This window comes from Actinomycetospora succinea, from assembly GCF_004363095.1.
GTDB lineage: Bacteria > Actinomycetota > Actinomycetes > Mycobacteriales > Pseudonocardiaceae > Actinomycetospora > Actinomycetospora succinea.
In genome coordinates this window covers 99,800-122,362 of record NZ_SNYO01000006.1, presented here as the reverse complement: position 1 = coordinate 122,362, position 22,563 = coordinate 99,800, and the positions used below count along the sequence as shown (strand labels likewise).

The following is a 22,563-nucleotide window of genomic DNA, read 5'->3' as shown; positions in this document are numbered from 1 at the left end:
TCACCCACAACACCCTGAACGACGCCTTCATCATCCTCGACGAGGCCCAGAACACGACGCCCGAGCAGATGAAGATGTTCCTGACCCGCCTGGGCTTCAACTCGAAGATGGTGGTCACGGGTGACGTCACCCAGGTCGACCTCCCGGGTGGCTCCGCTTCCGGCCTCCGGGTGGTCCGCGACATCCTCGACGGGGTGGACGACGTCGTCTTCTCGGAGCTGACGTCGCACGACGTCGTGCGTCACCGTCTCGTCGCCGACATCGTCGACGCCTACAGCCGGTACGACGAGTCCCAGCAGCAGCGGCGTCCCCAGGCCGTGTCGACGGCCCCGCGCACCGGCCCGCCGGTGGGGCCGCGCAACCGCGAGCGACGAGGTCGATGACTTCCGAGACCGACGAGGACCCCATGAGCATCGAGATCGCCAACGAGTCCGGCGTCGAGGTGGCCGAGGGCCCGATCGTCGAGGTCGCGCGCTACGCCCTCGACCGCATGGGCGTCAGCCCGCTCGCCGAGCTCTCGATCATGCTCGTCGAGCTGGAGCCCATGTCGGAGCTGCACGAGCGCTGGCTCGACGAGCCCGGCCCCACCGACGTCATGTCGTTCCCGATGGACGAGTACGACTCGGCGCGCCGCCCCGACGCGCCGTCGTCGGGGCCCGCGCTGCTCGGCGACATCGTGCTGTGCCCCGCGTTCGCGGCCGACCAGGCGGCGGCCGCCGGGCACGGGCTCGACGACGAGCTGCACCTGCTGACCGTCCACGGCGTGCTGCACCTGCTCGGCTACGACCACGCCGAGCCCGACGAGGAGCGCCAGATGTTCGGCCTGCAGGCCGAGCTGCTCGCCGACTGGCGCACCCAGCGCGCCGCCGCCGCCCGCAGCGCCCGCGAGCGCGCCGCCGACGACCGCCTGCTCGGCACGGTCGGGCTCGGCGAGAACGAACAGTGACCTCCGGGCTGGTCGGCCAGCTCGTCGCCGTCATCCTCCTGGTCCCGCTCGCCGGGGTGTTCGCCGCCGCCGACGCGGCCATCTCGTCGGTGTCGCGGGCGCGGGTCGACGGGCTCGTGCGCGAGGGCGCCACCGGGGCGAAGGCGCTCGCCGCCGTCGTCGCCGACCGTCCGCGCCACCTCAACCTGCTCGTGCTGCTGCGGCTGGCGTGCGAGGCCGCGGCCTACGTCCTCGGCGCCTTCGTCGCCCTGCAGCTCATCGGCCCGGACTGGCTCGCGCTGCTGGTCGCGGGCCTGGTGGTCGTGCTCGTGTCGTACGTGCTCATCGGGGTCGGGCCGCGCACGCTCGGGCGCCAGCACTCGTACGGCATGGCGCTCGCGGTGGCGCCCGCGGTGCGCCTGCTGGTGGTGCTGCTCGGCCCGCTGGCCTCGCTGCTGATCATCGTCGGCAACGCGATCACGCCCGGCGTCGGGTTCCGCGAGGGGCCGTTCTCCTCGGAGGTCGAGCTGCGCGAGCTGGTCGACATGGCCGAGCGCGGCGGGCTCGTCGACGACGACGAGCGGGCGATGATCCAGTCGGTGTTCGACCTCGGCGACACCCGGGTGCTCGAGGTGATGGTCCCGCGCACCGAGATGGTGTGGATCGAGCGCGACAAGAGCGTGCGCCAGGCCCTCGCGCTCGCCCTGCGCAGCGGCTACTCGCGCATCCCCGTGATCGGCAAGGACGTCGACGACACCGTCGGCGTCGTCTACCTCAAGGACCTGGTGCGGCGCACCGTCGACAGCGACGCCCCGGCCGACCGGGCGGGCGCGGTCGGCGAGGTCATGCGCCCCGCCAACTTCGTGCCCGACTCCAAGCGCGCCGACGCCCTGCTGCGCGACATGCAGCGCGACCGCAACCACATGGCGCTCGTCGTCGACGAGTACGGCGGCACCGCGGGCCTCGTGACCATCGAGGACCTGCTCGAGGAGATCGTCGGCGAGATCACCGACGAGTACGACGCCGCCGAGCACCGCCCGCTCGAGCACCTCGACGAGACGACGTGGCGGGTCGCCGCGCGCCTGCCCGTCGAGGACCTCGAGGAGGCCACCGGCGTCGAGTTCGACGTCGAGGACGTCGACACCGTGGGCGGGCTGCTCGCCCAGCGCCTCGGGCGCGTGCCGCTGCCCGGCGCCGAGGCCGAGATCGGCGGCCTGCGGCTGCGCGCCGAGGGCGGCGAGGACGCCCGCGGCCGGATGCGCATCCGCAGCCTGCTCGTGTGGCGCCAGGCCGACGAGCCCGCCCCCGCCGAGGACCCCGCGACGACGACCGACGACGATGCGCGGCGCGCCGACGACACCGGGCGCGCCGAGGGCGACCTCGCCCAGACCGGCGCCCGCGACGGAAAGGACGACCGTGGCTGACGCTGCCGCGCTCACGGAGCCCGTGGCCCCCGACGCCCTCGACCCCGAGGACGCCAAGATCGTGACCCTGGCCCGCTCGGCCCGCGCGCGGACCGGGGCGGCCCACGGCGCCGCGGTGCGCGACAGCGACGGCCGCACGTACGCGGCGTGCACGGTGAGCCTGCCCTCGCTGTCGCTGACCGCCCTGCAGGCCGCGGTCGCGGCGGCCGTGGCGGCCGGTGCGCCCGGGCTCGAGGCCGCCGCGGTGGTCGGCGCCGAGGGCCTCGACGGCGGGTTCGACGACCCGGGTCTCGCGGCGGTCGCCGAGGTCACGGCGGGCGCGGTGGTGCTCGTCGCCGGCCCGGACGCGTCGTCGGTGCACCGGGTGGCGTCGTGACCGGTGCTGTGACCCTCCCGGTCGCGCCCAGCCCGCGCCACGACGTCGTCGTCGTGGGCGGGGGGATCGTCGGGTTCGCGGTGCTGCACGAGCTGCTCGCCGCCGGGCACACCTCGGTGGCCCTCGTCGAGCGCGAGTCCACGCCGGGCACGCACCAGACCGGCCGCAACTCCAACGTCATCCACTCCGGGCTCTACTACGCGCCCGGCTCGCTGAAGGCGCGCCTGGCGGTCGCCGGCTGCGCGGAGACCAAGGAGTTCTGCGCCGAGCACGACCTGCCGTTCCAGGAGTGCGGCAAGGTCGTCGCGGCCACCGACGCCGACGAGCTGCCGCGCATGGCCGAGCTGGTCCGCCGCGGGCGCGCCAACGGCGTCGAGGTGCACGAGCTCGACGAGGCGGGCGTGCGTGAGCGCGAGCCCGCCGTCGCCGCGATCGCCGGGCTGTGGGTGCCCTCGACCGGGATCTGCGACTACGGCGCGATCACCCGCCGCCTCGCCGAGCTCGCCGTCGGGCGCGGCGCCGTGCTGCACACGGGGCGCGCGGTCCGCTCGGTGGCGCGCCGGCGCGGCGACGTCGTCGTGCACACCGACCGCGGCGACCTGCTCGCCGGCCAGGTCGTGGTGTGCGCGGGCCTGCGCTCCGACGAGATCGCCCGCGCCTCGGGCTTCGACCCCGGCGTGCGCATCGTGCCCTTCCGCGGCGAGTACTCCGACCTGGTCGGACCCATCGGCGAGAGCGTCCGCGGCCTCGTCTACCCGGTGCCCGACCCCGCGTTCCCGTTCCTCGGGGTGCACGCCACGCGCGGCGTCGACGGGTCGGTGCACGTCGGGCCGAACGCCGTGCTCGCCCTGGCGCGCGAGGGCTACGACTGGCGCACGCTGCGGGTGCGCGAGCTCGCCGGGACGCTCACTGATCCCGGGTTTCTCACGCTCGCGGGCCGCCAGTGGCGCTACGGGCTGGGGGAGATGCAGCGCTCGCTGTCGCGGCCCGCGATGGCCGCCGCGGTCGCCCGGATGCTGCCCGGCGTCACCGCCGACGACCTGCGCACGCCGCACGACGTCGCCCGCCGCGCCGGGGTGCGCGCGCAGGCGATCCGTCCCGACGGGTCGCTGGTCGACGACTTCCTGTTCGTGCAGGACGGCGCCCCGGAGGACGGCCCGAGCGTGCTGCACGTGCTCAACGCGCCCTCGCCCGCGGCGACCGCGGCGCTGCCGATCGGGCGGGAGATCGTGGCGCGGCTGGAGGGGAAGGCCGCGTGACGTCGTCCGAGGAGTTCCGCTCCGGGTTCGCGTGCTTCGTCGGCCGGCCCAACGTCGGCAAGTCGACGCTGACCAACGCGCTGGTCGGGCAGAAGGTCGCCATCACGTCGTCGCGGCCCCAGACCACCCGGCACGCGATCCGCGGCATCGTGCACCGTGACGACGGCCAGCTCGTCCTCGTCGACACCCCCGGGCTGCACCGCCCGCGCACGCTGCTGGGGGAGCGGCTCAACGACGTCGTCCACACGACCTGGGCCGAGGTCGACGTGGTCGGGTTCTGCGTGCCCGCCGACCAGCAGATCGGGCCGGGCGACCGGTTCATCGCCGCCGAGCTGGCGAAGGTGACGGCGAAGACCCCGCTCATCGGGATCCTGACCAAGACCGACCTCGTGGGTCCCGAGGTGATCGCGGAGCGGCTGCTCGCGCTGGAGCAGCTGGCGGAGTTCGCGGAGATCGTCCCGGTGTCCGCGTCCAAGGGGCACCAGGTGTCGCTGCTGGCGGACCTCCTGCTCGCCCGCATGCCGCCCGGCCCGCCGCTCTACCCCGACGGCGAGCTCTCCGACGAGCCCGAGACGACGATGATCGCCGAGTTCGTGCGGGAGGCGGCGCTCGAGGGCGTGCGCGACGAGCTCCCGCACTCGCTGGCCGTCGTCGTCGAGGAGATGACGCCGGGCAAGGTCCTCACCGTGCGCGCCGAGATCTTCGTGGAGCGCGACAGCCAGAAGTCGATCGTGATCGGCAAGGGCGGCTCGCGGCTCAAGCACGTCGGCACCGAGGCCCGCCGCCACATCGAGGCCCTGCTCGGCGAGAAGGTCCACCTCGACCTGTTCGTCAAGGTCGCCAAGGACTGGCAGCGCGACCCCCGCCAGCTCCGCCGCCTCGGCTTCTGAGGTTTGTCAGCCTGGCGGCCACGCTGACGTCAGATATCAGGAAAGCCCCCACGATCACCCGAGCAGCGCGAACAGCCCCGCCAGCTGGCCCGTGTCGACGTACTCCTCGATCCGGGTGACGAGGCCGCCGTCGACGTGGATCGCCAGCGCCGCCGGCGCCCGCAGCGTCGAGCCGTCCGGCAGCGTCCCGACGAACACGTACTGCGCGAAGCCGTCGCCGAGGCGGACGTCGGTCATCGTGAAGTCCGGGACCTTCTCCCGGATCGCGGCCAACGTCGCGAACGTGTCCGGCACCGTCGGGGCCTCGACCTCGTCGAACGAGTGCCAGGTGACCGCACCGGGGGCGAAGAGCCCCTCCGGTGCCTCGGACGCGGGGTGGGCCAGGGCGTCGAGGACGCGCCGCTCGATTCCGCTCATGGCCTGATCGTCCTACGTTCGGGGCATGCAGCGATACCGGGACAAGGTCGCCCTGGTGACCGGCGGCGCGTCGGGCATCGGCGCCGCGATCGGGGCGCGGTTGGTCGCCGAGGGCGCGTCGGTGGTCCTCGTCGACATCGACGCCGACGGGCTCGGCCGTCAGCAGGGCGCGGAAACCGTCGTCGCCGACGTCACCGACTCCGCGCAGGTCCAGGGCGCCGTCGCGCGGACCGTCGAGCGGTTCGGGCGCCTCGACGCGGCGTTCAACGTCGCCGGCTCGGCCCGTTTCGGCACCGTCGTCGACGGCGACGAGGAGGACTGGCGCTGGACCGTCGACCTCGTGCTGCGTGGGGTCTACCTGAGCACCCGGCACGAGGCGCGGGCGATGGCGCCGGGCAGCTCGATCGTCAACATCTCCTCGCTCAACGCCCACGTCCCGCTCTACGGCGCCAGCTCGTACGCGGCGGCGAAGGCGGGCGTGGAGATGTTCACGAAGAACGCGGCGCTGGAGCTCGGCGACCGCGGCATCCGCGTCAACGCGATCCTCCCGGGCCTCGTCCGCACGCCGCTGACGGCCGGTTTCCTGGACGGCGGGCCGATCGAGAAGGACTTCGTCACGCGGATCGTCGCCGCCCGGGCGGGGGATCCCGACGAGATCGCCGGCCCGGCCCTGTTCCTCGCCGGCGACGACGCGTCCTACGTCAACGGGACGAGCCTGGTCGTCGACGGCGGCTGGGAGATCACGAACTACCCCGATCTGCGGCCACTGCTGCACCCCCCGGCGCCCTAGGGTGGGACGATGGCGCCGTGGGCTTCTATCGCGACACCGGGGTGGTGCTGCGGCTGCAGAAGCTCGGTGAGGCCGACCGGATCGTCACGTTCCTGACCCACCGGCACGGGAAGGTGCGCGCGGTCGCGAAGGGCGTGCGGCGCACGAGCTCGCGCTTCGGGGCGCGGCTCGAGCCGTTCGGGCACGTGGACCTGCAGCTGCACACCGGGCGCAGCCTCGACATCGTCACCCAGGTGCAGACCGTCGACGCCTTCGGCGGCGGGCTCACCGGCGACTACCCGCGGTACACGGCGGGGTGCGCGCTGCTCGAGACGGCCGACCGCCTGACCTCGGAGGAGGGCGAGCCGGCCCGCGAGCTGTTCCTGCTGCTCGTCGGGGGCCTGCGCGGCCTCGCGGGCGGTACCCGCGATCCTTACCTCGTGCTCGACGCCTTCCTCCTGCGTGCCATGGTGATCGCCGGCTGGGCGCCGGCGATCACCGAGTGTGCGCGCTGCGGGGTCGAGGGCGCGCCGTACCACCGCCGCTTCTCCGTACCCGCCGGCGGCGCGGTGTGCGAGCACTGCCGGCTCTCGGGCGCCGTCGTCCCGTCGGAGGAGACCTGGCGCCTGCTCGAGGCGCTGCGCAGCGGCGACTGGGACACCGCCGAGGGCACCGACGCCGCCGCGCGCCGCGACACCGCGGGCCTCGTCGCCGCCCACCTGCAGTGGCACCTGGAGCGCACCCTGCGCTCGCTGCCGCTCGTCGACCGCCGCGGCGGCGTCCCGCGCGTCGACCTGACCGGGACCCCGCTCGACATCGGGGTCGACGAGGATCCGAGCGAAGGGCACCTTCGACCCGAGGAGCCGACCGAAGGTGCCCTTCGGTCGGGACCGGGAGTGCCCCTGTGAGCCCCCGCCTGCGTCCCACCCGCGGCCGGACCGCCGACCGCGCGCTGCGGGGACGCGACGACCCGACGGTGATGCCGCCGACGCCGCACCCCAGCGGGGCGACGGCCCCCGCCATCCCGCGCGAGCTCGTCCCGAACCACGTCGCGCTGGTGATGGACGGCAACGGGCGCTGGGCGAACCAGCGGGGCCTGCCGCGCATCGAGGGCCACCGCCAGGGCGAGGGCCAGCTGCTCGACGTCGTGCGCGGCTGCATCGACCTCGGCGTCAAGTGGATCTCGGCGTACGCCTTCTCCACCGAGAACTGGCGCCGCAGCCCCGACGAGGTGCGCTTCCTGCTCGGGTTCAACCGCGACGTCATCCGCCGGCGCCGCGACGAGATGCACGCGATGGGCGTCCGGGTGCGCTGGTCGGGGCAGCGCCCGCGGCTCTGGCGCAGCGTGATCAAGGAGCTCGAGACGGCCGAGGAGCTGACGAAGGACAACGACGTCGTCACCCTCACCGTGTGCGTCAACTACGGCGGCCGCGCGGAGATCGTCGGCGCCGCGAAGGAGCTGGCGCGTCGGGCGGCCCGCGGCGAGATCGACCCCGAGCGCATCGACGAGAAGGCCCTCGCCCGCCACCTCGACGAGCCCGACATGCCCGACGTCGACCTCTTCCTGCGCAGCTCGGGGGAGCAGCGGACGTCGAACTTCCTGCTCTGGCAGTCGGCGTACGCCGAGATGGTCTTCCTCGACACGCTCTTCCCCGACTTCGACCGCCGCCACCTCTGGGAGGCGTGCGAGATCTACGCCCGGCGCGACCGCCGCTACGGCGGAGCCGTCGACGGGGCCACCGACGCAGCCGAAGGGAGCGGCTCGTGAGCCGCGAGGCCGCCACCACCGCCGGACTGCTGATCACCGCCCGGGAGGCGATGGAGCAGTTCGTCGACGTGCACGTCGACGACGACGGCGCGCTGTCCTTCCGCCACGCGGGCGTGCCGTGCGCGATCCAGGGCGTCGAGCTCGTCGAGGGGCTCGTCGTGCTCAGCCTGACCTGCGTCGTCGCCTGGGACCTCGAGGACGCCGACGTCCCCCGCCGGGTCGCCGAACGCGCTGGTCAGGGGCTCTTCGGCACGCTCGGCGCGGTCGCCACCGACACGGGCTGGGACGTGACGCTGCGCTACGCGTTCCCCGCGGAGGGCCTCGCGGTCGGCCCGCTGGGCACGCTGCTCATGCTCGTCGTGTCGACGGCGGAGCGGGTCCGGGAGGACCTGGTCGCCGAGACCTGAGCGCCGTTCGCCCGTCCGCCGTCCCCATCCTCCGTTCGCCTCCACAGGGTTCCCGGCGGGTCCTCGGCGCTGATCGGGACGGCTGGGAGCATCACGGTTCGTGAGCTCCCCGCGATCGACGACCACGCGCGGGTCCGTGTCCCTGGTCGTGCTGTGCGCGACGCTCCTGGTGGCGACGGCGCTGCAGGGCCCGCTGGTGCGGCTGCTCGACGTCGGTGTGGTCCGCACGGCGGCCACGGTGTTCGTCGCCGTGTGCGTGCAGGCGCTGCCCTTCCTCGTGCTCGGCACGCTGCTCTCCGGGGCGCTCGCGGCGTGGGTCTCGCCCGCGGTGCTGCGCCGGGTGCTGCCGAGGCGTCCCGCGCTCGCCGTCCCCGTCGCCGGAGCCGCGGGGCTCGTGCTGCCGGGTTGCGAGTGCGCGTCGGTCCCGGTGGCGCGGCGGCTCGTCGCGCAGGGGGTGCCCGAGGCCGCGGCGCTGGCGTTCCTGCTCGCCGCGCCGGCGATCAACCCCGTGGTGCTGGTGGCGACGGCCGTCGCGTTCCCCGACCACCCGGAGATGGTCGGCGCCCGACTGCTCGGTTCGGCCGCCACCGCGGTCGGCGTCGGATGGCTGTGGACCCGGGTGGGGCGCGCGGAGTGGATCGCCGCGCGGGTGCGCAGGCCGCCGCCGGACGACGGGACGCCGCGGTGGGCGGTGTTCGCCGAGACCGTGCGCCGCGACGTGGTCGACGCCGGCGGCTTCCTCGTCGTCGGCGGTCTGGCGGCGGCGGTCATGACGGTCGTCGTGCCCGCGTCGTGGCTCGACGGGCTGGCGGGCCACCTCGTGCTCGCCTGCGCGGTGATGGCGCTGCTCGCGGTCCTGCTCGCGCTGTGCAGCGAGGCCGACGCGTTCGTCGCGGCGTCGCTCTCGACGCTGCCGCTGCTGCCGCGGCTGGTCTTCCTCGTCGTCGGTCCCGCGGTCGACGTCAAGCTCGTCGCCCTGCAGGCCGGGGCGTTCGGGAAGGCGTTCGCGGCGCGCTTCGCCCCGCTGACCTTCGTCGTCGCGGTGACGAGCGCCGTCGTGGTGGGGCTGGTCGTGTTCGGGGGAGCGGGGTGAGCGGGTCATGAGCAGGGACTCGCAGCACGTGCTGCTCGTCCTCGTGGGCGGCGTGCTCGTCAAGATCGTCGCGGACGGCTCGTACCTGCGCTACGTGCGGCCGTGGTCGGCGGTGCCGGTGCTCGCGGCCGGTGTCGTGCTGATCACGGTGGCGGTGGTCGGCATCGTGCGCGACCTGCGGGGACGGGCGGTGGTGGACGGGCACGACCACGGGGACGGGGCCGGTCCCGAGGCCGGGCACGACTCCCGGGCCGGCCCGTCGGCGTGGATGCTCGTGCTGCCGGTCCTCGCGCTGCTGCTGGTCGTGCCGCCGGCGCTGGGGTCGGCGGCGGTCGGCGGTGTCGGGGCCCGCGCGGCGCCGGTGTCCGCGGTCGCCGACGACCCGCTGCCCGCGGGCGAGGCGCCGGCGCTCGGGCTCCTCGATGTCGTCTCGCGCGCCGCCGCGGACCCGTTCGGGCAGGTCACGACCCGCGAGGTCACGGTGACGGGCTTCCTCGTGCCGGCCCGGCACCCGCCCCCCGGGACCGCCACGGTGGATCTGGCACGGTGGGTGATCACGTGCTGCGCGGCCGACGCCGCGACCGTGCGGGTGCACCTCGCCGACCCGCAGGGTCAGCTGCGCGACCAGGGCCCGGGCGGTCCCGAGGGCGACCGCTGGGTGGCGGTGCGCGGGCGGGTCGTGGCCGGCACGGGCACGCCGGCCGACGGGCACGTCCCGACACTGGCGGTGACCTCGTGGTCGCCGGTTGCGACACCCGATCCGGTGTACGAATACTGACCCGAACACGCCGTACCGACAGCAACAGGCCGAAAGCGGGATGAACCCGCTGCAACCAGACGTACACTCGGCGTCCGCTGACGATCCGGAGAGGAGGGGCGTCTCTCGAGGACCTGGGAGGCGCGACTCGCCATGACACAAGATCTCTCATCACCGCCGGGCCAGCCGGCCGGGTCGTCCGGGGGTGAGCCGGACGTCCCGGCGGTGAGCGCCGCGGACCGGAAGCACGGCACCGACTGGGTCGTCTTCGGTGTCGGCGCCGCGCTCGCGGTGATCTTCGTGGGCTGGGGTGTCATCGGCACCGAGAGCCTCAGCGCCGCGTCGAGCGCCATGCTCAGCGGCGTCATCCGCGGTGGTGGCTGGGGCTTCATCCTCGCCGCCACCGGCTTCGTGGTCTTCGCGCTGTGGCTGGCGTTCAGCCGCTTCGGCCGGATCCGGCTGGGGCGTGACGACGAGCAGCCCGAGTTCAGGACGGTCTCCTGGATCGCGATGATGTTCAGCGCCGGCATGGGCATCGGTCTGATGTTCTACGGCGTCGCCGAGCCGCTGTCGTTCTTCACCGAGCCCCCGCCCGGGTCGGTCATGCCGGGCGACCAGGTCGGCGCGCTGAACACGGCGATGGCCACCTCGCTCTTCCACTGGACCCTGCACCCGTGGGCGATCTACGCCGTGGTCGGCCTGGCCATCGCGTACTCGACGTTCCGCAAGGGTCGCCGTCAGCTGATCAGCTCGGCGTTCATCCCGCTCATCGGCGAGCGCGCCGCCAACGGGGCGGTCGGCCGGGTCATCGACATCATCGCGATCTTCGCGACGATCTTCGGGTCGGCGGCCTCGCTGGGGCTCGGCGCGCTGCAGATCGGTGGCGGGCTCGACGCCACGGGCTTCCTGCCCGGCGCCGGCAACGAGGTCCTGGTCCCACTGATCGTCGTGCTCACCGCGGCGTTCGTGCTCTCGGCCGTGTCCGGCGTCGCCAAGGGCATCCAGTGGCTGTCGAACATCAACATGGTGCTCGCGGGCATCCTGGCGCTCTTCGTGTTCGTCGTCGGCCCGACGGTGATCATCCTGGACCTGCTCCCGACGGCCGTGGGCGCCTACTTCGGCGACTTCGCCCAGATGGTCGGGCGCACCGAGGCCACCGGCGGCGAGGCCATGCTCGAGTGGCTGAGCTCGTGGACGGTCTTCTACTGGGCGTGGTGGATCTCCTGGACGCCCTTCGTCGGCATGTTCCTGGCGAAGATCAGCCGGGGCCGCACGATCCGCCAGTTCGTCGGCGGCGTGATCCTGGTGCCGAGCCTCGTGAGCCTGGTCTGGTTCTCGATCTTCGGCGGCACCGCGATCACCCAGCAGCAGGCGGGCCTGAACCCCGCCGCGGCCGACACGGAGACCCAGCTGTTCGCCGTGCTCCAGGCCTACCCGTGGGCCACGTTCACCGGCCTGCTGGTGATGGTGCTCGTGGCGATCTTCTTCGTCTCCGGCGCCGACGCCGCGTCGATCGTCACCGGCACGCTCTCGCAGCGCGGCACCGACGAGCCGTCCAAGTGGGTCGTGATCTTCTGGGGCTCGGTGATGGGCGCCGTCGCGATCATCATGCTGCTGGTCGGCGGCGAGGACGCCCTGTCCGGCCTGCAGAGCCTCACCATCCTGGTCGCGGCGCCGTTCGTCGTGATCATGGTGTTCCTCTGCGTCGCGTTCATGCGCGACCTCAACCACGACCCCGTGATCCTGCGCGAGCGCAAGGGCCTCGAGGTCATGGAGCAGGCGATCGACCACGGCACCGACAAGCACGGCGAGGACTTCTACCTCCACGTGCAGGCCTTCCCGGGCACGCGACCCCGGCCGCGGGCCAACGGTGAGTCGGGCGGCGGCCCGACCTACGCCGAGGTCTACGGCGTGCAGGACCCGTTCTCGACGGGGGAGACGCCCGCCGTCCCCGCGGACCCGGAGGAGGCCGGGGCGCGGGCCCGCTCCGTGCCCAAGGACGACGACCCGGGCGGCACCGAGATCGTCGACACCGGTCCCGGCGCCGCGGCCGAGACCGCCGGCCGTCCGTCGGCCGACCGCGAGTAGGTCCGAGAAGGTCAGAGCACCACCGAGAGCCGGGTCCCCGCGCGGGACCCGGCTCTCTGTGTGTCGGGGTGCGCAGCGAGGGACTCCCCGGCTGCCTGGCAGGCAGCGAGGGACGCCCTCGCTCCCGGAGGTCTGCCTCAGCCGGCGGCGCGGCACGCCGCGCAGACGCCGAGGATCTCCACGGTGTGGGAGATCTCGGCGAAGCCGTGCTGGGCGGCGACGCGGTCGGCCCAGTGCTCGACGGCCGGGCCCTCGACCTCGACGGTCTTGCCGCAGACACGGCACACCAGGTGGTGATGGTGGTGCTCCGAGCACCGGCGGTAGGACGCCTCGCCGGTGCCCGTGCGCAGCACGTCGATCTCGTCGGCGTCGGCGAGGGCCTGCAGGGTCCGGTAGACCGTGGTCAGCCCGATGCCCTCGCCGCGGCGGCGCAGCTCCTCGTGGATCTCCTGCGCGGACCTGAAGTCGGTCAGCTCGTCGAGGAGCCCGGCGATCGCGGCCCGCTGCCTGGTCGCGCGCAGCCCGGGCACCGAGGATGGCGTCCGCGAGCCGGATGCCGTCACGTCTCCTCCTCCACGTGCGCGACCGCGTCCACGACGATGTGTGCGAGGTGATCGTCCACGAGGCGGTAGACGACCTCGCGACCACGTCGGTCACCGCGCACCACGCCGGCGGCCTTGAGCACGCGCAGGTGCTGGCTGATCAGCGGCTGGGTGACTTCGAGGGCGTCGACGAGCTCGTGGACGCAGCGCGGCGAGGTGCGCAGCTGCAGCACGATCGCGATCCGCACCGGCGCGGCGAGGGCCCGCAGCAGGTCGCCCGCCGCGACGAGCGACGCCGAGCCGGGCGTCTCGGGGCCGGGGGCCGGCAGGTCGGGTGCGGCGTCCTCGTGGATGTGAGCCTGTGTGGCGCTCATCGCACGACCAGCCCGACGGCGATGGCGACGAGCACCACGAGCACGAGCAGGCGCACCGCGCGCTCGCCGGGACCCAGCCGCGGCCAGGTCGCGACCAGCAGCGCGGCCACCCCGAGTGCGAGGACGCCGAGCAGCGCCGCGCCGAGCACGCCGCCGAGGATCACCCCCGCGGCGAAGACGACGACGACCACGGCGAAGACGGCCACCGCGGGCACGCGCGCGAGGGGCCCGTCGCCGGGCACCGCCCGTCCGCGCTTCCCGGCGAAGAGCGAGCGCCCCTGCCCCGGCCCGCGACCGCTCACGGCTGCCTCCCCGGCTGTCGGTCCCGCCATCCGTCCCACGCCGCCCCGGGTCCGCACCCCGGCACGACATCTCCCGATAATGGTATCCGTTGTCGACCGACGGGGGAGGACGCCCGGGATGCTGCTGGTCTGCCGTTTCGCGCCGGCCGCCGAGGAGACCGCGGCGTTCCTCGAGCGCGCGCGCCGCGCCGTCGGCCTGCTCGCCGCACAGCCCGGCTGCGAGGGCGTCGACCTCGGCCGGGCGATCGAGGAGCCGGGGAGCTGGGTGCTCGTCGCCCGCTTCGTCACCGTGACCGCCTACCGGAAGGCGCTGCAGCCCTTCGACGTGCGCGAACACGTCGTCCCGCTGCTCTCCGAGGCGCGCACCGACGAGCCCGCCGCGCACGAGCGCGCCCTCGTCGCCGGGCCCGAGGGCGTCACCGAGCACCCCAGCCTGCTCACCGACCGCTGAACCATCGCGGACCCCGGCTCCGGTGGACGGTCGCCGGCGGCCCGCTCGCTACGCTGGGTGCACCAGCGCGCCCCTGCGAACCCCTGCGATTCCCGGAGTACCACCGTGCCCACCCCCACCGGCAGCGCCCGTATCGAGACCGTGGTCAACCTGTGCAAGCGCCGCGGTTTCGTCTTCCCGTCCGGTGAGATCTACGGCGGGACCCGGTCGGCCTGGGACTACGGCCCGCTCGGCGTGGAGCTCAAGGACAACATCAAGCGCCAGTGGTGGAAGTCGATGGTCACCGGCCGCGACGACGTCGTGGGCCTCGACTCCAGCGTGATCCTGCCGCGCCAGGTGTGGGTCGCCTCGGGCCACGTCGACGTGTTCACCGACCCGCTGGTGGAGTGCACCAACTGCCACCGCCGGTTCCGCGCCGACCAGCTCGCGGAGGACTTCGCGGAGCGCACCGGCGGCCCGTCGCTGGAGACGGTCGACGCCGAGGGCAAGGTCGGCTACGAGCTGACGACGGTGCCCTGCCCGAACTGCGGCGTGCGGGGCGAGTACACCGCGCCCCGCGAGTTCAACATGATGCTCAAGACCTACCTCGGCCCCGTGGAGTCCGAGGAGGGCCTGCACTACCTGCGCCCCGAGACCGCGCAGGGCATCTTCGTCAACTTCGCCAACGTCATGTCGACGGCGCGCAAGAAGCCGCCGTTCGGCATCGGCCAGATCGGCAAGAGCTTCCGCAACGAGATCACGCCGGGCAACTTCATCTTCCGCACGCGCGAGTTCGAGCAGATGGAGATGGAGTTCTTCGTCGAGCCGGGCTCCGACGAGCAGTGGCACCAGTACTGGATCGACGAGCGCACCCGCTGGTACACCGACCTCGGCATCGACGCGGACAACCTGCGGCACTACGAGCACCCGAAGGAGAAGCTCTCCCACTACTCCAAGCGCACGGTGGACGTGGAGTACAAGTTCCAGTTCAACGCCGGCCAGGAGTGGGGCGAGCTCGAGGGCATCGCCAACCGCACCGACTTCGACCTCACGACGCACACGAACCACTCGGGCGTCGACCTGAGCTACTACGACCAGGCCACCGACTCGCGCTACCGCCCGTACGTCATCGAGCCCGCGGCGGGCGTCGGCCGGCCGATGATGGCGTTCCTGCTCGAGGCCTACACCGAGGACGAGGCCCCGAACGCCAAGGGCGGCGTCGACAAGCGCACGGTGCTGCGCCTCGACCCGCGCCTCGCGCCGGTCAAGGCGGCGGTGCTGCCGCTGTCGCGCAACTCGGACCTGTCGCCGGTCGCCCGCGACGTCGCGGCCACCCTGCGCAAGCACTGGAACGTCGAGTTCGACGACGCCGGCGCCATCGGCCGCCGCTACCGGCGCCAGGACGAGATCGGCACCCCGTTCTGCGTCACCGTCGACTTCGACTCGCTGAACGACCAGGCGGCCACCGTCCGGCACCGCGACGCCATGACCCAGGAGCGCGTGGCCCTCGACCAGCTCGAGTCCTACCTCGCCGGCCGCCTGATCGGCTGCTGAGCGCGCTCCACCGCTGCGCCGGACGCCGGGCTCGCTCGCCCGTCCGCCGACGCCCCTGAAGAACGAACGGCGCTGTCGCTGCTACCGAAGCAGCGACCGCGCCGTTCGTTCGTTCACGGGCCGGAACCCGGGGCGGCGGACCGGCGCGGTCGGGGGCCTCGCCTACCCTGGACGGCGTGAGCGACCTGGCGGCGGTGGCGGCGGTCCTGGCGCGCGGCGACGAGGCGCGGGCGGTGGTCCGCGTGCTCGATCGACACGGGTTCGGCACGGTCGAGCCCGGCCAGTTGCTGGTCGCCGGCGCCGACGGGACGCTCGGCGGCGACCTGCTGCGCGGCGCGCTGGACGACAGCGCGGCGGCGCTGGCGCAGGACGCGCGCACGAGCCCGGCGACCGTCGAGGCCCACGTCGCCGAGGACGCCGCCGTCGCCGCGGGTCTCGCCTGCGCGGGCGGGGCGACGCTGCTCGGCCACCCCCTCGACGCCGGGCCAGCCCGCGCGCTGGCCGACGCGTTCCGGGGCGGCATCCCCGCCGCCCTGGTCTCCCGCGCCGACGGGTCGGCGTCGCTCGCGGCCACGGGCGGCGAGCTCGAGACGGCCGAGGGCACCCTGGGCGGTGAGCAGCTCGACCAGGCCGCGCTCGCCCACGTCCGCGGCCTGCTGCGCCGGGGCGCCACGGCCACCGACCGCCCGACGCTCGAGGGCGCCGACCTGCTCGTCGACCTCTGGGTCCCCGTGCCGACGATCACCGTGGTCGGCGGCGGGGCGATCGCCGACGCGCTGGCCGCGCAGGCCGGCGTGCTGGGCTGGGCGTCGCAGCGCGCCGACACCGTGGCCGAGGCCGACGCCGCGGTCGCCGGGTTCACCGACGCCGACGTCCTCGTGCTGCTCGACCACGACCCCGCGTTCGACGCGGTCCTCCGCACCGGCATCCAGGGCCGCGGCTTCCTCGGCGCCCTCGGCTCGCGTCGCACCCAGGCGGCGCGCCGCGAGCGCCTGCTCGCGGCCGGCGTCACGGAGGACCAGCTCGGGCGCATCCACGGCCCCGTCGGCCTCGACCTCGGCGCCCGCACCCCCGCGGAGACCGCCGTGTCGATCGTCGGCGAGGTCCTGGCCGTGCGCAGCGGGCGCGATCCGTCGGCGCTCGGTCGCGCTGCGGGACCGATCGGCGCATGAGCAGCAGCACAAGTCCCACGTCCCCGAGCACGGCCCGCGCCGCCGCGGCGTGGGCCCCGCGCGTGGTGGTGGGCGCGGTCGTCGTGGCGCTCCTGCTGGTCGGGGGCACCGCGATCCGGGTGTGGCAGCTGGGCCGGGTCGACGAGCGCCAGCCGGTCGACATGATCGTCGTGCTCGGCGCCGCCCAGTACGACGGCCGCCCGTCGCCGGTCTTCCGCGCGCGCCTGCAGCACGCCCTCGAGCTCTACGAGGAGGGCGTCGCGCCGCGGATCATCACGGTCGGCGGGGCCGCCGCGGGCGACGCGTTCACCGAGGCGCAGGCCGGCGAGCAGTGGCTCGTCGAGAACGGGGTCCCGGGTCAGGCCCTGTTGCCGGTCGACGAGGGCCGCGACACCTACGAGAGCTTCGAGGCCGTCGCCGCCGTCGCCGACCAGCGGGGATGGTCCTCGGCGGTGCTGGTCAGCGACCCGTGGCACTCGCTGCGCTCCCGCACGATGGCCGACGACGTGGGCCTCGACGCGACGACGTCGCCGACGAAGCGCGGCCCCGTGGTGCAGACCCGCGAGACCCAGTTGCGCTACATCGTCCGCGAGACCGGTGCGCTGATCTACTACCACCTCACCCACGGGTCGTCGGACTTCTCCGACCCGGGGCTCGGCTGACGTGGACGCGCGGGCCGCGCGCCTGTTCGCCGAGGCCCCGAAGCCGGGCCGCGACCTGCGCTCGCCGTTCGCCCGCGACCGCGGCCGTGTCCTGCACTCCGCGGCCCTGCGCCGCCTCGCCGGCAAGACCCAGGTCGTCGGGCCCGACGAGGACGCGGAGGTCACCGGCGTGCCCCGCACCCGGCTGACCCACTCGCTGGAGGTCGCCCAGATCGGCCGCGGGATGGCCGAGGACCTGGGCGCGGACCCCGACGTCGTCGACACCGCCGGCCTCGCCCACGACATCGGCCACCCGCCGTTCGGCCACAACGGGGAGCGGGCACTGCACGCGCTCGCCGCGGACTGCGGCGGCTTCGAGGGCAACGCCCAGACGCTGCGGATCCTCACGCGCCTCGAGCCCAAGGTGCTCGACGACGACGACTGCCGCGGGCTCAACCTCACCCGCGGGGTGCTCGACGCCTGCATCAAGTACCCGTGGGAGAAGCGCCCGGACGTGCGGAAGTTCGGCGTCTACCCCGACGACGTGCCGGTGTTCCGCTGGGTGCGCGAGGGCGCGCCCCCGGACCGGCGCTGCGTCGAGGCGCAGATCATGGACTGGGCCGACGACGTCGCCTACTCCGTGCACGACCTCGAGGACGGCATCCTCGCCGGGCGCATCGTGCTGGCCTGGCTGGCCCGCCCCGCCGAACGGAAAGCCCTCGCGGACCTCGCCGCGCACGCCTTCTCCACCGCCCCGCGCGCCGACCTCGAGGACGCGGCCGGGGTGCTGGCCGAGCTGCCCGCGGTGCGCGCGGCCGCGGCCCACGGTGCCCACGACGGCTCGCTGGCCGCCACCGCCGCGCTCAAGCGGCTGACCAGCGAGCTCGTCGGCCGCTTCGTCACGAGCACCGTCGAGGCGACCCGGGACGCGCTCGGCGACGGCGTCGTCCCCGCCGGCCACGACGCCGACCTCGTCGTGCCCGCCGGTGTCGGCGCGGAGGTGGCGGTGCTCAAGGCGGCGGCGCTGCGCTGGGTCATGAGCGACCCCGCGCGCCTCGCGGTGCAGGAGCAGCAGCGCGAGCTGATCGCCGAGCTGGTCGAGCGCCTGGTCGCGGCCGCCCCGCGGGCCCTCGACCCGGCCTTCGTCCCCGCGTGGGAGGCTGCCGCCGACGACGCCGCCCGACTGCGGGTGGTCGTCGACCAGGTCGCGGTGCTCACCGACGCGGGCGCCGAACGGTGGTGCGCACGCCTGCGCGCGACCCGTCCCGTGGCGGGCTGAGGAGGAACGAGACCGTGCAGCTGATCACCGTCCTCGGTCACGCGCCGGAGATCGCGGAGGGCGCGTGGGTCGCGCCGGGCGCGGTCGTCGCGGGTCGCGTGCGGATCGGGACCGAGACCGGCGTCTGGTACACGGCGGTCGTCCGCGCCGACATGGAGTCGGTGACGGTGGGGCGGGGCACCAGCGTGCAGGACGGCACCGTCGTCCACGCCGACCCGGGCTTCCCCTGCTCGATCGGCGACGACGTGACCGTCGGCCACCGCGCCGTGGTCCACGGCTGCACCGTCGAGGACGAGTGCCTGATCGGCATGGGCGCGGTGGTCATGAACGGCGCGACGGTCGGGCGCGGCTCGGTCGTCGCCGCCGGCGCCGTGATCTCCCAGGGCGTGACGGTCCCGCCGGGCTCGCTCGTCGCCGGCGTCCCGGGCAAGGTCCGCCGGGAGGTCACCGACGACGAGCGCGCCATGATCGCGGCCAGCGCCGCCACCTACCGCTACCTGCTCGGGGTCCACCGGGACGCCACGGCCTGAGTCACCCCACGCGGGCCGGCCCGAGGCACCACCGCGCGACGCCGTGGCGCAGGCGCGCCGCGATGTCCGACTCGTCGTCGCCGGCCCAGGCCACGTAGCCGTCGGGACGCACGAGCATCGCGTCGGGGCGCTGCGGCGTCGGTCGCGCGCGCACGGTCGTGACCGGCAGCGACGCGTCGATCTCACCGGCGAGCGCCCCGGCGACCGTGGCGTCGACGAGGACGAACCGCCCGTCGCGCAGCACCTCGTAGAGCCGCTGCGGGCCGCACGCGACGTCCGGCGCGCGCCGCCCGGTCCAGGGGTGCGTGCCGTGGCCGCCCGGGTAGGAGATCCCGATCCCCGACAGGCGCCCGACGATGAGCCGGCGCGCCGGCCCGGCGCGCACGATGAGGCGCACGGCCTGGCGCTGGAGGAACTGCCGGACCGGCGAGTACCCGAGCACGAGGTTGTTGAAGGTGTCCGTCAGGGCGAGGACCTGCGCCCCGACGCGGTGGCGCTCGGTGGCGTAGGTGTCGACGAGCCACGGCGGCGCCGTCCCGCGCACGGCGGAGGCGAGCTTCCAGCCCAGGTTCATCGCGTCGCCGATGCCGGTGTTCATGCCCTGCCCGCCGAGCGGGGAGTGGACGTGCGCGGCGTCGCCGGCGAGCAGGACCCGCCCGACGCGGTAGCGCGCCGCCTGCCGGCGCTCGGACAGGAACCGCGTGCTCCAGCGCTGCTCGGACATCCCGAAGTCGGTGCCGGCGATCCGGCGGAACGCGTCGCGCATCTCGTCCATCGGCAGCGGCACGTCGAGGGGCACCTGCTCGCGCTCCCGGTCCCACGCGATCGCGCGGAACCAGCCGTCGCCGAACGGGACCACGATCACCGCGCCCGACGGGCCGGTCTCGGCGAACATCGCCTCGGCCGGCGGGTCGGTCAGCCGGACGTCGGCGAGCAGGATGTGGGTCTCGTACTCGGCGCCGGTGAACGGGACGTCCACGAGGCCGCGGATCGCGCTGTGCGCGCCGTCGCAACCGACCACCCACGACGCGGACTCCTCGCTGCCGTCGGCGAGGTCCACGACGACGCGGTCGGCGTCCTGGCGCAGCCCCGTCACCTCGGCCCCGCGGACGATCGGCACGCCGAGCTCGTCGACGCGGCGCTCGAGGATGCGCTCGGTACCGCTCTGGGGCGCGATGAGGATCATCGGGAAGCGGGTGTCGAGCTCGCCGAGGTCCACGGTGGCACCGGGCGCCGGGGCGATCTCGCGGACCGGGATGCCGCGGGGCAGGAGCTGGTCGGCGAGGCCGCGCGCGTCGAGCAGCTCGAGGGTCCGGGCGTGCACGGCGAAGGCGCGGGTGAGGTTCGAGGTCTCCGCCCGCCGTTCCAGCACGCGGGCGCGCACCCCGGCGAGGCCGAGCTCGGCGGCAAGCATCAGGCCGGTCGGGCCGGCCCCGATCACGAGAACATCCGTCTCCATGGGATCTCCGCAGGTCAGGGGATGAGGTAGAGCGAGGTCGCGGCGACGAGGAGGGCCAGCGCGGCCCACGTCGCCGCCGCGCGGATCCAGTTGAGGCGCAGCCAGCGCGCCCGGACGTGGCGCCAGTCGCGCGGCGGCGCGTCCGGCGCCCAGGCGAGCATCACGGCGTAGTTCGGCTCCGCACCGAAGCGCGAGGTGAGCAGGGGACCGGCGACGACGAGGGCGAGACCCAGCGAGGTCAGCAGGAACGGCACCCCGCTCGGCTCGCCCCACAGGCCGACGAGGGCGACCACCGGGGCGACGACCATGGCGATGACCAGCCCGTAGTTCGTGGGGGAGCGCTGCGCGATCGGCAGGAAGCGCTGCATCTCGCGGGCGAACCCGGCCGCGTCCCGCCCGGCGTACACCGGGTGCAGGACCGTGGTGAGCATCAGCAGCAGCCCCGACCACAGGGCCGTGGCGACGACGGCGGCCAGCAGGCCGATCGCGGCGAGCACGTCAGCGCTCCAGGACGCGCCGCGGCACGGCGAGGGCGAGCAGCGGCACGAGCAGCGAGACCCCGACCAGCAGCAGCGAGAACGCCGTCACGGCCGCGGGGGCGATCTCCACGAGCTTGAAGGAGTCGATCGCGGTGTGGACGAGGGCGGGCGCCCAGAGTGTGCCGCGGCCGGTCTCGAAGAGGTACGCGAACGGCACCGAGGTCACCGCCGCGACGGCCATCGCGCCGAGCCCCACCGCCACCCCGGACGTCACCAGGATCGGCACGTGGGTGGCCGCGACCAGCGGCATCGTCCACACCGCCGCGCGCGGGAACGACCGCCCCGCCCGCAGGCGCCGGAAGGCGAACCCCCGCCAGACCAGCTCCTCGGCGAGCCCGTGCAGGGCGAACGCCCCGACGACCAGCCACGGCCAGCCCGGACGCAGGGTGATCGGGCCGATGTCCAGCGCCGCGGCGAGCGGGAAGACGAGCAGCACCACGCCCGACACGACCGCCCCGAGGAGCAGCGCCCGCGGCGCCGGCCGGCCGAACCCGAGCGACCGGAGGGCCACGCGGGGCGGCGCCGCGGACAGCACCCGCTCGACGACGAGCCCGACGACCAGCACCACCGCGAGCACCGCGAGGCCCCACCGGGCGCTCGGGTCGAGGCTCGCGGCACCCTGCAGCACCGCCCAGAGCACGGCGAACCCGACGAGGAACCGGAGCCAGGCGCGGGCGCCGCGCACCGGGACGTCGGGGACCGGCGGGGCGCCCGTGGTGACCATGGCGCAGACCTCGAGGACCGACGATTCGGACCCCGGCGACGGTGAGGGCCGAACGGGACGGCCGCATCACCCGCGGGGGATGACCGCTCCTACCCGTCCGCCGCCCGGTCGTCGTCCTCGGACGGCCCCATCGCGTCGAGGATCAGCTGCTCGCCGTGGGCCGCGTGGCGGCGCGCGAGATCCTCGGCGTGGGCGGCGTCGCCGCGGACGATGGCGTCGAGGATCGCGGCGTGGTCCTCCCACACCCAGGCCGGCGAACCGCCCTGCAGCAGGACCTCACCCATGACGCGCTGCACGTTGCGCCACATCACCGCGGTGCTCTCGACGAGCAGCGGGTTGCCCGAGGCCTCGACGACGCCGCGGTGGAACTCGACGTCCGCGGAGATCATCCGGGCGAACGCGCGCTCGGCGAACGCCTGCTCGCCGAGACGAACGACCTCGGAGATCTCCTCGAGCCACGCCTCGGTGCGGCGCTCCGCGGCCAGCCGGGCGGCGTAGCCGTCGAGGAGCTCGCGCAGGTCGTAGAGGTGGCTGACGAAGTCGCGGTCGAGCGGCGCGACCTCGAGGCCGCGGCGCCCGAACTCGCGCACCAGCCCCTGGTTGCGCAGGAGCAGCAGGGCCTGCTGCACGGGCTGGCGGGACACGTTGAAGCGCTCGGCGAGCTGCTCCTGGCGCAGCGGCGAGCCGGGGGTCAGCTTGCCGGTGCAGATGTCGTCGACGATCGCGTCGAACACCTGCTCCGTCCGGGACGGAGGGGTCGGGAGCGCGGTCATCGGCGGCACTCCTGGCTCGGCCCCGCGAGCGGCACGGACGGCCTCCTCGGAGATCCTGCGGGCGGGCTTCT

The 22,563-nt window shown here is 74.5% G+C and carries 26 protein-coding genes and 1 pseudogene; 19 read left to right on the top strand and 8 right to left on the bottom strand.

The features are described 5' to 3' along the window. Nucleotides 1-11: 11 nt before the first annotated feature. The 6 genes and pseudogenes from EV188_RS32695 to era all read left to right on the top strand — a co-directional run. Nucleotides 12-383, top strand: a pseudogene (locus EV188_RS32695) (PhoH family protein); the annotation flags it as partial. Nucleotides 384-406: 23 nt separating this feature from the next. Further along, nucleotides 407-946 carry an rRNA maturation RNase YbeY gene (gene ybeY / locus EV188_RS20755; RefSeq protein ID WP_133828211.1) on the top strand — a complete coding sequence of 180 codons (540 nt, stop codon included), beginning with the start codon at nucleotides 407-409 and terminating at the stop codon, nucleotides 944-946. Beyond that, complete coding sequence (locus tag EV188_RS20750; protein WP_133828210.1) at nucleotides 943-2,349, top strand: hemolysin family protein; 1,407 nt, start codon at nucleotides 943-945, stop codon at nucleotides 2,347-2,349. The genes ybeY and EV188_RS20750 overlap by 4 nt, the downstream gene beginning before the upstream one ends. Continuing rightward, nucleotides 2,342-2,725 carry a cytidine deaminase gene (locus EV188_RS20745; RefSeq protein ID WP_243741876.1) on the top strand — a complete coding sequence of 128 codons (384 nt, stop codon included), beginning with the start codon at nucleotides 2,342-2,344 and terminating at the stop codon, nucleotides 2,723-2,725. Before EV188_RS20750 ends, EV188_RS20745 begins: the two co-directional genes overlap by 8 nt. Then, nucleotides 2,722-3,984 (top strand): L-2-hydroxyglutarate oxidase, encoded by a 1,263-nt coding sequence (gene lhgO, locus EV188_RS20740; protein ID WP_133828209.1) that lies wholly within the window; start codon nucleotides 2,722-2,724, stop codon nucleotides 3,982-3,984. The genes EV188_RS20745 and lhgO overlap by 4 nt, the downstream gene beginning before the upstream one ends. Continuing rightward, nucleotides 3,981-4,874 (top strand): GTPase Era, encoded by an 894-nt coding sequence (era, locus tag EV188_RS20735; RefSeq protein ID WP_133828208.1) that lies wholly within the window; start codon nucleotides 3,981-3,983, stop codon nucleotides 4,872-4,874. Before lhgO ends, era begins: the two co-directional genes overlap by 4 nt. Before the next feature lie 54 nt (nucleotides 4,875-4,928). On the opposite strand, the gene EV188_RS20730 is transcribed toward era, so the two are convergent. Next, nucleotides 4,929-5,291, bottom strand: coding sequence for a nuclear transport factor 2 family protein (locus EV188_RS20730; protein WP_133828207.1), 363 nt, complete (start codon nucleotides 5,289-5,291; stop codon nucleotides 4,929-4,931). A gap of 25 nt (nucleotides 5,292-5,316) precedes the next feature. Here EV188_RS20730 and EV188_RS20725 point away from each other — a divergent pair, with 25 nt between their 5' ends. From EV188_RS20725 to EV188_RS20695, 7 genes are all read left to right on the top strand, one after another. Further along, a complete protein-coding gene (locus EV188_RS20725; protein WP_133828206.1) occupies nucleotides 5,317-6,081 on the top strand; it encodes an SDR family NAD(P)-dependent oxidoreductase in 765 nt (254 codons plus the stop codon). 17 nt (nucleotides 6,082-6,098) lie between these two features. Beyond that, nucleotides 6,099-6,968, top strand: a complete 870-nt coding sequence (gene recO / locus EV188_RS20720) for a DNA repair protein RecO (protein ID WP_133828205.1) — start codon at nucleotides 6,099-6,101, stop codon at nucleotides 6,966-6,968. A 71-nt stretch (nucleotides 6,969-7,039) separates the two neighbouring features. Beyond that, nucleotides 7,040-7,828, top strand: coding sequence for an isoprenyl transferase (locus tag EV188_RS20715; protein WP_133828372.1), 789 nt, complete (start codon nucleotides 7,040-7,042; stop codon nucleotides 7,826-7,828). After that, a complete protein-coding gene (locus tag EV188_RS20710; protein WP_133828204.1) occupies nucleotides 7,825-8,235 on the top strand; it encodes a hypothetical protein in 411 nt (136 codons plus the stop codon). Before EV188_RS20715 ends, EV188_RS20710 begins: the two co-directional genes overlap by 4 nt. 100 nt (nucleotides 8,236-8,335) lie before the next feature. Beyond that, nucleotides 8,336-9,328, top strand: coding sequence for a permease (locus tag EV188_RS20705; RefSeq protein ID WP_133828203.1), 993 nt, complete (start codon nucleotides 8,336-8,338; stop codon nucleotides 9,326-9,328). A 7-nt stretch (nucleotides 9,329-9,335) separates the two neighbouring features. Next, nucleotides 9,336-10,106 carry a TIGR03943 family putative permease subunit gene (locus EV188_RS20700; protein WP_133828202.1) on the top strand — a complete coding sequence of 257 codons (771 nt, stop codon included), beginning with the start codon at nucleotides 9,336-9,338 and terminating at the stop codon, nucleotides 10,104-10,106. Nucleotides 10,107-10,238: 132 nt separating this feature from the next. After that, on the top strand, nucleotides 10,239-12,173 hold the full coding sequence (locus EV188_RS20695; protein ID WP_133828201.1) for a BCCT family transporter: 1,935 nt from the start codon (nucleotides 10,239-10,241) through the stop codon (nucleotides 12,171-12,173). Nucleotides 12,174-12,310: 137 nt separating this feature from the next. Here the strand turns inward: EV188_RS20695 and EV188_RS20690 are convergent, their stop codons facing one another. The 3 genes from EV188_RS20690 to EV188_RS20680 are packed head-to-tail and all read right to left on the bottom strand — an operon-like array spanning nucleotide 12,311 to nucleotide 13,391. Then, nucleotides 12,311-12,736, bottom strand: coding sequence for a Fur family transcriptional regulator (locus tag EV188_RS20690; protein WP_133828200.1), 426 nt, complete (start codon nucleotides 12,734-12,736; stop codon nucleotides 12,311-12,313). Then, nucleotides 12,733-13,089 (bottom strand): ArsR/SmtB family transcription factor, encoded by a 357-nt coding sequence (locus tag EV188_RS20685; RefSeq protein WP_133828199.1) that lies wholly within the window; start codon nucleotides 13,087-13,089, stop codon nucleotides 12,733-12,735. The genes EV188_RS20690 and EV188_RS20685 overlap by 4 nt, the downstream gene beginning before the upstream one ends. Beyond that, nucleotides 13,086-13,391 carry a DUF6703 family protein gene (locus EV188_RS20680; protein ID WP_243741875.1) on the bottom strand — a complete coding sequence of 102 codons (306 nt, stop codon included), beginning with the start codon at nucleotides 13,389-13,391 and terminating at the stop codon, nucleotides 13,086-13,088. Before EV188_RS20680 ends, EV188_RS20685 begins: the two co-directional genes overlap by 4 nt. 118 nt (nucleotides 13,392-13,509) lie before the next feature. On the opposite strand from EV188_RS20680, the gene EV188_RS20675 reads away from it, so the two are divergent. From EV188_RS20675 to EV188_RS20650, 6 genes are all read left to right on the top strand, one after another. Beyond that, on the top strand, nucleotides 13,510-13,842 hold the full coding sequence (locus EV188_RS20675) for an antibiotic biosynthesis monooxygenase family protein (RefSeq protein WP_133828198.1): 333 nt from the start codon (nucleotides 13,510-13,512) through the stop codon (nucleotides 13,840-13,842). A gap of 105 nt (nucleotides 13,843-13,947) precedes the next feature. After that, nucleotides 13,948-15,375, top strand: coding sequence for a glycine--tRNA ligase (locus EV188_RS20670; RefSeq protein ID WP_133828197.1), 1,428 nt, complete (start codon nucleotides 13,948-13,950; stop codon nucleotides 15,373-15,375). A 176-nt stretch (nucleotides 15,376-15,551) separates the two neighbouring features. Continuing rightward, nucleotides 15,552-16,547, top strand: a complete 996-nt coding sequence (locus tag EV188_RS20665; RefSeq protein WP_243741874.1) for an XdhC family protein — start codon at nucleotides 15,552-15,554, stop codon at nucleotides 16,545-16,547. Beyond that, nucleotides 16,544-17,209 carry a YdcF family protein gene (locus tag EV188_RS20660; protein ID WP_133828196.1) on the top strand — a complete coding sequence of 222 codons (666 nt, stop codon included), beginning with the start codon at nucleotides 16,544-16,546 and terminating at the stop codon, nucleotides 17,207-17,209. The genes EV188_RS20665 and EV188_RS20660 overlap by 4 nt, the downstream gene beginning before the upstream one ends. Before the next feature lies 1 nt (nucleotide 17,210). After that, on the top strand, nucleotides 17,211-18,467 hold the full coding sequence (locus EV188_RS20655) for a deoxyguanosinetriphosphate triphosphohydrolase (RefSeq protein ID WP_133828195.1): 1,257 nt from the start codon (nucleotides 17,211-17,213) through the stop codon (nucleotides 18,465-18,467). 14 nt (nucleotides 18,468-18,481) lie between these two features. Further along, a complete protein-coding gene (locus EV188_RS20650; RefSeq protein WP_243741873.1) occupies nucleotides 18,482-18,997 on the top strand; it encodes a gamma carbonic anhydrase family protein in 516 nt (171 codons plus the stop codon). 1 nt (nucleotide 18,998) lies between these two features. Here EV188_RS20650 and EV188_RS20645 read toward each other — a convergent pair whose 3' ends face one another. The 4 genes from EV188_RS20645 to EV188_RS20630 all read right to left on the bottom strand — a co-directional run bounded on the left by EV188_RS20645 (nucleotide 18,999) and on the right by EV188_RS20630 (nucleotide 22,492). After that, a complete protein-coding gene (locus EV188_RS20645; RefSeq protein WP_133828194.1) occupies nucleotides 18,999-20,456 on the bottom strand; it encodes an FAD-dependent monooxygenase in 1,458 nt (485 codons plus the stop codon). A gap of 14 nt (nucleotides 20,457-20,470) precedes the next feature. Beyond that, on the bottom strand, nucleotides 20,471-20,953 hold the full coding sequence (locus tag EV188_RS20640) for a hypothetical protein (protein ID WP_133828193.1): 483 nt from the start codon (nucleotides 20,951-20,953) through the stop codon (nucleotides 20,471-20,473). A 1-nt stretch (nucleotide 20,954) separates the two neighbouring features. Further along, nucleotides 20,955-21,719, bottom strand: coding sequence for a CPBP family intramembrane glutamic endopeptidase (locus EV188_RS20635; protein ID WP_133828192.1), 765 nt, complete (start codon nucleotides 21,717-21,719; stop codon nucleotides 20,955-20,957). An 89-nt stretch (nucleotides 21,720-21,808) separates the two neighbouring features. Further along, entirely contained in the window at nucleotides 21,809-22,492 is a 684-nt protein-coding gene (locus EV188_RS20630) for a GntR family transcriptional regulator (RefSeq protein WP_133828191.1), read from the bottom strand. Nucleotides 22,493-22,563 lie beyond the last annotated feature (71 nt).

Bases quoted from the DNA above. Each gene is read 5' to 3' on its own strand.
- ybeY (WP_133828211.1), top strand. From the start codon at position 407: ATGAGCATCGAGATCGCCAACGAGTCCGGCGTCGAGGTGGCCGAGGGC.
- EV188_RS20730 (WP_133828207.1), bottom strand. From the start codon at position 5,291: ATGAGCGGAATCGAGCGGCGCGTCCTCGACGCCCTGGCCCACCCCGCG.
- EV188_RS20725 (WP_133828206.1), top strand. From the start codon at position 5,317: ATGCAGCGATACCGGGACAAGGTCGCCCTGGTGACCGGCGGCGCGTCG.
- EV188_RS20715 (WP_133828372.1), top strand. From the start codon at position 7,040: ATGCCGCCGACGCCGCACCCCAGCGGGGCGACGGCCCCCGCCATCCCG.
- EV188_RS20700 (WP_133828202.1), top strand. From the start codon at position 9,336: ATGAGCAGGGACTCGCAGCACGTGCTGCTCGTCCTCGTGGGCGGCGTG.
- EV188_RS20695 (WP_133828201.1), top strand. From the start codon at position 10,239: ATGACACAAGATCTCTCATCACCGCCGGGCCAGCCGGCCGGGTCGTCC.
- EV188_RS20685 (WP_133828199.1), bottom strand. From the start codon at position 13,089: ATGAGCGCCACACAGGCTCACATCCACGAGGACGCCGCACCCGACCTG.
- EV188_RS20675 (WP_133828198.1), top strand. From the start codon at position 13,510: ATGCTGCTGGTCTGCCGTTTCGCGCCGGCCGCCGAGGAGACCGCGGCG.
- EV188_RS20660 (WP_133828196.1), top strand. From the start codon at position 16,544: ATGAGCAGCAGCACAAGTCCCACGTCCCCGAGCACGGCCCGCGCCGCC.
- EV188_RS20645 (WP_133828194.1), bottom strand. From the start codon at position 20,456: ATGGAGACGGATGTTCTCGTGATCGGGGCCGGCCCGACCGGCCTGATG.
- EV188_RS20635 (WP_133828192.1), bottom strand. From the start codon at position 21,719: ATGGTCACCACGGGCGCCCCGCCGGTCCCCGACGTCCCGGTGCGCGGC.
- EV188_RS20630 (WP_133828191.1), bottom strand. From the start codon at position 22,492: ATGACCGCGCTCCCGACCCCTCCGTCCCGGACGGAGCAGGTGTTCGAC.